This is a genomic window from Streptomyces sp. NPDC044002, from assembly GCF_056434525.1.
On record NZ_JBWKEZ010000013.1, the window covers coordinates 69,544 to 76,759 of the forward strand.

At 77.2% G+C, this 7,216-nt stretch carries 6 protein-coding genes; 3 read left to right on the top strand and 3 right to left on the bottom strand.

Annotation, left to right across the window (positions count from 1 at the left end; translation table 11 throughout):
- The first annotated feature begins 27 nt into the window (after positions 1-27).
- The gene (locus AC07A6_RS12740; protein ID WP_478777098.1) at positions 28-2,043 is read left to right on the top strand and encodes a serine/threonine-protein kinase; all 2,016 of its coding nucleotides are present in this window, start codon (positions 28-30) and stop codon (positions 2,041-2,043) included.
- Between the two features lie 60 nt (positions 2,044-2,103).
- On the opposite strand, the gene AC07A6_RS12745 is transcribed toward AC07A6_RS12740, so the two are convergent.
- The 3 genes from AC07A6_RS12745 to AC07A6_RS12755 are packed head-to-tail and all read right to left on the bottom strand — an operon-like array spanning position 2,104 to position 5,053.
- Positions 2,104-3,453, bottom strand: coding sequence for a bifunctional RNase H/acid phosphatase (locus AC07A6_RS12745; RefSeq protein WP_478777099.1), 1,350 nt, complete (start codon positions 3,451-3,453; stop codon positions 2,104-2,106).
- Entirely contained in the window at positions 3,453-4,196 is a 744-nt protein-coding gene (locus tag AC07A6_RS12750; RefSeq protein WP_362470816.1) for a zinc ribbon domain-containing protein, read from the bottom strand. Before AC07A6_RS12750 ends, AC07A6_RS12745 begins: the two co-directional genes overlap by 1 nt.
- Positions 4,193-5,053: a Nif3-like dinuclear metal center hexameric protein gene (locus AC07A6_RS12755; protein WP_478777100.1), complete on the bottom strand. Its 861-nt coding sequence runs from the start codon at positions 5,051-5,053 to the stop codon at positions 4,193-4,195. The genes AC07A6_RS12750 and AC07A6_RS12755 overlap by 4 nt, the downstream gene beginning before the upstream one ends.
- A gap of 176 nt (positions 5,054-5,229) precedes the next feature.
- Between AC07A6_RS12755 and AC07A6_RS12760 the strand changes: the two genes are divergently transcribed.
- Together AC07A6_RS12760 and AC07A6_RS12765 are read left to right on the top strand one after the other, a co-directional pair.
- Positions 5,230-6,426 (top strand): hypothetical protein, encoded by a 1,197-nt coding sequence (locus tag AC07A6_RS12760; RefSeq protein WP_478777101.1) that lies wholly within the window; start codon positions 5,230-5,232, stop codon positions 6,424-6,426.
- A gap of 45 nt (positions 6,427-6,471) precedes the next feature.
- Complete coding sequence (locus AC07A6_RS12765) at positions 6,472-7,107, top strand: HAD-IA family hydrolase (RefSeq protein ID WP_478777102.1); 636 nt, start codon at positions 6,472-6,474, stop codon at positions 7,105-7,107.
- The last annotated feature ends 109 nt before the right edge of the window (positions 7,108-7,216 follow it).

The following is a 7,216-nucleotide window of genomic DNA, read 5'->3' on the forward strand; positions in this document are numbered from 1 at the left end:
TCAGCGCGCTGACAGAGAGAAGCACCCTTGAGAAGCACCGCCCCCGGCGGGCGGGTCCACCCCGCCCACCCCGGCGACCCGAAGAGGATCGGACCCTACCGGATCCTCGGGCGCCTCGGCACCGGCGGCATGGGCACCGTCCACGCCGCCCTCGACCCCCGCGGAACGCGGGTCGCGGTCAAGTCCGTTCACCTGGCCCAGGCCCAGGACCCCGAGTTCCGGGCCCGGTTCCGCCGCGAGGTCGCGCTCTCCGCCCGCGTCCAGGGCCCCTGCCTGGTACCCGTGCTGGCGGCCGACACCGAGGCCGAACGCCCCTGGCTGGCGGCACAGTACGTACCCGGCCCGACCCTGGACCGCCACCTCGCCGCCCACGGCCCGCTCACCGGCGGCAGCCTCTACGCCTTCGCCGCCGGGACCGCCCAGGCCCTCTCCGCGATCCACCGCGCCGGCGTGGTCCACCGGGACGTGAAACCGCAGAACGTCATCCTGAGCCCGGCCGGACCGCGGATGCTGGACTTCGGCATCGCCCACGCCGCCGACGGCACCTCCGTGACCCGGACCGGCGTCATGACCGGCACGCCGGGCTGGATCAGCCCCGAGCACTACCGCTCCGGCACGACCGGCCCGGCCGGGGACCTCTTCGCCTGGGGCGCCCTCGTCGCCCACGCCGCCACCGGCCGCCTCCCCTTCGGCACCGGCGCCCCCGACGTGGTCGCGTTCCGCGTGATGTCCGGTGACCCCGACCTCGACGGGCTGCCCGCCCCGCTCCGCGAAGTCGTGGAGGCGGCCCTCGCCAAGGACCCCGCGGCCCGGCCGACCGCCGAGCGGGCCGCCGGACGCTGCTCCGCCCTGCTCGCCGCCGAGGCCACCCAGCTCCTCGCCGCCGGCCTCGCACCCGCCGCGCCCACCCTGGCCGGCGACCCGATCGCCGCCCAGTGGCACCTGCCCGCCGTCGACGACCCCGCCTGGCCCTCCCCGCCGGCTCCCGGCCGGGGGCGCCTGCTGCTCGCCGTCACCGTGGGCGCGGCCGTCCTCGGCGGGGCCGTCGGCGGGCTCCTCGCACTGCCCGCCGCCTCCCGCGACGACGGCCGGACGGCCGGGGCCCCGGCCGTCGCCACCCCGGGGAACGCGTCCCGCACCACCGGCACCCCGACCGCCCCCGGCCCGTCCACCGACCCCAAGGGCGCCACGGCCGACGGCGGGCCGACCCTCGCCACCTGGCGGCAGGCCCGCGCCGCCCGGACGCCCGCCGAGCACGACGCCCACCCGTCCATCGGCACGGGACCCTGGCTCGACACCGGCGACCACCCCGACCAGGAGTTCGCCCTCACCTTCCACCAGCCCCGGGGCGAGGTGTACGTCACCTCCGGCGGCCGGGAACTCGACGGCGGTTCGCTGCGGGAGGTCGCCAGGGCCGCCTGCCTGGGCCTGCGCCACCTGCGCAGCGCCTACCCGGACCTCCCGTACGGCACCTTCGTGATCGTCGACACCGGGCGCGCGGCGGGCCCCGGCGTCGTCTGGTCGGACGACTTCCGCACGAACGCCACCTGTTCGGCCTCCCTCACCGACCGGGGCACCACAGGAAGCACCGCCGGGAGCACCGGCGGGGACGCCGACCGCGCCGCCGACAGGCCGGCCGGGCAGGCCGCCGACTGGTACCCGGCCGCGGGCGGACTGGCCGTCGCCAAGATCCCGTCCAGCGACGCGGACGAGATCCGCGTCGCCGACCGGACCGCCAGGGCGGTCATCGACGAGTGGAACGCCGGCGGCGCCGCCGGCGGCCGGCTCGGCCACGAGAACCTGGCCGTCGGCTTCGACCCGGCCGGCCGGGTCATGTACGTCTGGGCGGTCAAGCCCCTGTGGGACCGGACCACCCGCGAGGAGTGGGCCCTCAAGGCCGCCCGGCGGGCCTGCGCCGACCTCACCTCCGAGTCCGCGAGATCGGCCGGCTGGCCCTACGCCCGGTACGCGGTCTTCGCCGAAGACGCCTCCGGCGGCGGCGAGTTCCTGCGCTGGGGCACCGCCGGCAGCTGCGGCGACTGACGGCGCGAAGGCCCCCGCCCGTGGTCGGGCGGGGGCCTTGAGGTGCGCGTGGCGGGGCCGTCAGCGCAGGTGCGAGGTGTCGTTCAGGAGCCGGACCGAGGCGTTGCCGTCGGCGTAGTAGGCCACCGCCGACAGGGACGCCGCGGACAGCTCCATCCGGAACAGGGACTCCGGCGGGGCCCCCAGCGCGAGGCGCACCAGCGTCTTGACCGGCGTCACGTGCGTGACCAGCAGCACCGTGCGGCCCGCGTGCGCGGCCAGCAGCCGGTCACGCGCCGCCGACACCCGCCGGGTGACGGCGGTGAAGCTCTCGCCGCCGCCCGTCGGGGCGGCACGCGGGGAGTCCAGCCACGCCTGGAGGTCGTCCGGGAAGCGCTCCCGCACCTCGGCGAAGGTCAGCCCCTCCCAGGCGCCGAAGTCCGTCTCGCGCAGCCCCTCTTCGACCGCCACGGGCAGCCCGAGCCGGTCGGCCACGGCCTGCGCGGTCTCCCGGCAGCGGCGCAGCGGGGAGCTGACGACGGCCTGTACGGTGCCCCGCGCGGCCAGCGCCTCGGCGACGGCGGCGGCCTGGCGGCGGCCGGCCGGGGACAGCTCCGGGTCGGTGCCGCCGCTGCCGGAGAAGCGCTTCTGCGGGGTCAGGGCGGTCTCGCCGTGGCGCAGCAGCACGAAGGTGGCGGGGGTCCCCATGTCGGGCCCGCCCCATCCGGTCCCGGACGCGGCCGGAGCCCCGTCGACGGCCGCCGCGGGCGCGCCGGCCGGGGCCGGGACGCGGGCGGCGGACGCGGTGAACGCCTCGGCCCCCGCGTCCGCGAAGAGGGTGTCGGCGCCGGACGCCGCCGCGCTGCGGGCGGCCCGCACGTCGGCGCCGGCCGCACGGGTTCCCGTACCGCCGCCGGAGGAGGCCAGGGCGGCACGCACCGCGGCCGCGCCCTTCGCCGCGTCACCGGGGGGCCCGGCGGGGGCGAGGTCGGCCGTGGAGGCCGACGGCTCCCACTGCTTGCCGCGCTTGCCCGCGTCCATGGCCTCGTTCGCGAGCCGGTCCGCGTGCTTGTTCTTCTCGCGCGGGATCCACTCGTACGTGACCTGCCCGCGCGGGAGGACCTTCGCCGCCTCGGCCGCGAGCGGCTTCATGTCGGGGTGCTTGATCTTCCAGCGGCCCGACATCTGCTCCACGACGAGCTTCGAGTCCATGCGGACCCGGACCACCGCGTCCGGCGCCAGCTCGGCCGCCGCCCTCAGGCCCGCGATCAGGCCCTTGTACTCGGCGACGTTGTTCGTCGCGACGCCGATGAACTCGGCGCGCTCGGCCAGCGTCTCACCGGTGGCCGGGTCGAGGACGACCGCCCCGTAGCCGGCGGGGCCCGGGTTGCCCCGGGAGCCGCCGTCCGCCTCCACGACGAAACGCGGCATCAGATGCCCGAGTCCGCCGCACGGACCAGGATGCGGCCGCAGTTGTCGTGGCGGACGACCTGGTCGCGGGCCGCGGCCTTGATCTCGTTGATCTCGGCCATGTCGAGCTCCAGCCGGCAGCCCTCGCAGCGGCGCTGGTACAGGCGCGCGGCGCCGACCCCGCCCTGCTTGACGCGGATCTTCTCGTACAGCGCCATCAGGTCGGACGGCATGGAGGCCACGATGACCTCGCGGTCCTTGGTGACCTTCGCGGCCTCGGTGTCGAGCTCGCCGGTGGCGGCGTCGCGGCGCGCGGTGGCGTCCGTCAGCTTGGCCTCCAGCGCGGCGACGCGCCCGGTGATCTCGGTGACGCGCTCCTGGGCGCCCTCCAGCCGCTCCATGACCTCCAGGACGACGTCCTCCAGGTCGGCCTGGCGCTTGGCGAGCGAGGCGACCTCGCTCTGCAGGTTCGCCAGGTCCCGGGCCGAGACGCCCGCGCCGGAGTCGAGCCGCTGCTGGTCCCGGGCCGCGCGCTGGCGCACCTGGTCGACGTCCTGCTCCGCCTTGGTCTGCTCGCGGGCGGCGTCGCTGGCCTGCGTCTGGGCGGCGACGAGGAGGTCGCGCTGCTGGCTGAGGTCCTTGGTCAGCGAGTCGACCTCGGCGTGCTCGGGCAGCGACTTGCGCTTGTGGGCGAGCTGAGACAGCCGGACGTCCAGGGCCTGGACGTCGAGAAGTCGGATCTGGTCGGCGGGCTCGGCGTTCAGTTGGGGGCTCCAGAGGCACTAGAAGGGGGTGTGGCGGACGGCGCGTGCGCCGTCCAGGGGTCGGTGACCGTGCGCGAGACGTGGGTCCGCAGACCCCAGCCGTGGCGCTCGGAGATCGCGTCGAGCTGCGCGGCGGCCTGCTCGCACCAGGGCCACTCGGTGGCCCAGTGCGCGGCGTCGACGAGGGCGAGCGGGCTCTGCTCGCGGGCCTCGGACACCGGGTGGTGACGCAGGTCGGCGGTGAGGAAGGCGTCCACGCCGGCGGCGCGGACCTGCGCGAAGAGGCTGTCGCCGGAGCCGCCGCTGACGGCGACGGTGCGGATGAGCGCGTCCGGGTCGCCGGCGGCGCGGATGCCCTGCGTGGTGCGCGGCAGCCGGGCGGCGGCGCGGGCGGCGAACTCGCGCAGGGTCTCGGGGTGGTCCAGCTCGCAGATCCGGCCCAGGCCGCGGCGGCCCGACGGGTCGGTGGGGTCGGGCACGAGGGGGCCGGTGACGCGCAGGTCGAGGGCGCCGGCGAGGGCGTCGGAGACGCCGGGGTCGGCGGTGTCGGCGTTGGTGTGGGCCACGTGCAGGGCGATGTCGTTCCTGATCAGGGTGTGCACGACACGGCCCTTGAAGGTGCCCGCGGCGACGGTGGTGGTGCCGCGCAGGTAGAGGGGGTGGTGGGTGACGACCAGGTCGGCGCCGAGCTTCACCGCCTCGTCGACGATCTCCTGTACGGGGTCCACGGCGAACAGCACCCGGGTGACCTCGGCATCGGGGTCGCCGCAGACGGTGCCGACGGCGTCCCACTCCTCGGCCCGCGAGGGGGGCCACAGAGCGTCCAGCGCGGCGATGACTTCAGAGAGACGGGGCACGGGCCAAGGCTACCGTCCGTGGCGACCGGTGGTCCCCTGACCGGGGCGCCAGCACAACCGCATCCCCCGCCACCGGCGAATCGGTGGTCGGCCACCCGTACGTGTGAAGCGGGCTGGGTCGTGTTGTTCGGCTGGAAGTGCGAAAACTAGCTTCCTGGTCGGAGGTGACGGCCCGGATGACTGTCTGTGCCACCGAGATCACGACGACCACCAAGCTCCCGGACCCGGAGGCCGCCGAGCCGGCCGGGGGCCCCGAGGTGCCGGAGGCCCCCGCCGCCCCGGCGGCAGCGGCCCCCGCGGCCCCGGCCCCGGTGGTCCCGGCCCCCGCTGCCCCGGCCCCCGCGCTGGCCGTGTCCGCCGACGGCGGGTACGCGGCCCGGCTGGCCGGTGTGGGCGAGGCGCGCTATCCGGAGCGGTGGACGCTGGGCGGGCCGGAGCCGTACGCGGTGCCGCTGCCGCTCGCGCAGCCCGAGGAGGCCGACAGCGAGGTGCTGGCGCTGGCCGACGGGCAGGTGCTGATCCACCGCCGGGTCGCCGACCGGCACGAGTTCTCCCTCCTCTACCCCTCGGGCGCCGCCTCCGGCCCCCGCACCGGGGAGTACCGGCTCGGCTCGGTCGACGCCGAGGAAGGGCTGCGGGTCCGCCTGCTGCCGCCGTCCCCCGACGGGTGCGGGGCCTTCGCCCTGGCCGTGGGGGACGGGGAGAGCACCGTCTGGCAGGTGGCCGGCGGCTCCGGCGGGCCCGAGCGGGTCGCGGTGGTCCCGGGCCGCTGCTCGGGCGGGGTCTGGCTGGACCGTACGGGCCGGCTGCTGGCCCTGGACCGGGAGGTGGAGGGCCGCACCAAGGCCGTCGCGGTGGACCTGGGGCGGGGCGGGGTGGTCAGCCCGCTGCTCCAGATCGCGGAGGACAGCGACGACCGGCTGCTGCTGGCGGCCCCGGACAGCGGGCTGCTGCTGATCCGCTCGGACGCCCCGGGCGAGCCGCGGCTCGGCTGGGGGGTGCTGGGCAGCGAGCGCCCGGTCCGCTTCCCGGAGTGCCTGCGGCTGGAGGACGCCCACCCCTTCGCGGTGCAGCCGGGGCAGGTCCTGATGCCGGAGACCTGCGGGGTGGCGCTCCGGGTGGGCGACGGCGGGCTCGCGCTGTGGCGTCCCGCCGACCGGTACGTCTTCCGGCTCGGCGCCCCGGAGGGCTGGCTCGGGAGCGGGCTGTGGACCCCGGACGGGCGGCTGTGCCTGCCGTACGCCACCCCCGGGGTGCCGTGCGGCGTCGTCTCCCTGAGCCAGCCCGCGGCCCCGCCGCCGCCCGTGCGCGTGGACCCGCCCCCGCCGCCGGCCCCGCGGCCGGTGCCGCTGCAGCAGGCGCCGCTGGGCTGAGCCCCGCACCGGGGCGCGTACGAACTCCCGTGATAGGGAGGGGGGATGAGCGACCTCGAAGCCCCCGGCGCCGGCAGGCCCTTCGACGCGGTCCTGTGCGACCTCGACAACGTCATCCGCTTCTACGACTCCAGCGGGCTGGCCGCGCTGGAACGCCTGGCCGGCCTCCACGAGGGCACCACGGCGGCCCTGGCGTTCTCGCCCGAGCTGGACCGGCCGCTGCTGCTGGGGCGGATCACCCGGGAGCAGTGGGCGGAGTCCATAGCCGAGCGGCTCCGCGAGGAGTACGCGGAGGCGCGGTCGTGGGAGCTGGCCGAGGCGATGACCCGGTCCCCGTTCTCGGCCGACGGGGCGGTGGTGTCCGTACTGCGCGGGGCGCGGGCGGCCGGGCTCTCGCTGGTGCTGGTGACGAACGCCGCCCTGGACCTGGACGAGGACCTGGCTGCGATGGGGCTCACCGACCTCGCGGACCACGTGGTCAGCAGTGCCCGGGAGGGCGTGGCCAAGCCGGACCGGGAGATCTACGCGATCGCCGCCGAGCGGGCGGGCGCAGCCCCGGAGCGGTGCCTGTTCGTGGACGACCGGCTGGAGAACGTGGCGGCGGCCGAAGCCTTCGGCATGACCGGCGTCCACTACCGCGGGCCGGACGACCTGCGCGCGGCGCTCGCCTTCCTCGGCTGACGCGCGGCGGGCGCGGGGGGGGGGGGGGGGGGGGGGGGGGGGGGGGGGGGGGGGGGGGGGCGGGGAGGGGGGGGGGGGGGGGGGGGGGGGGCGGGCGCGAGGCGATGCC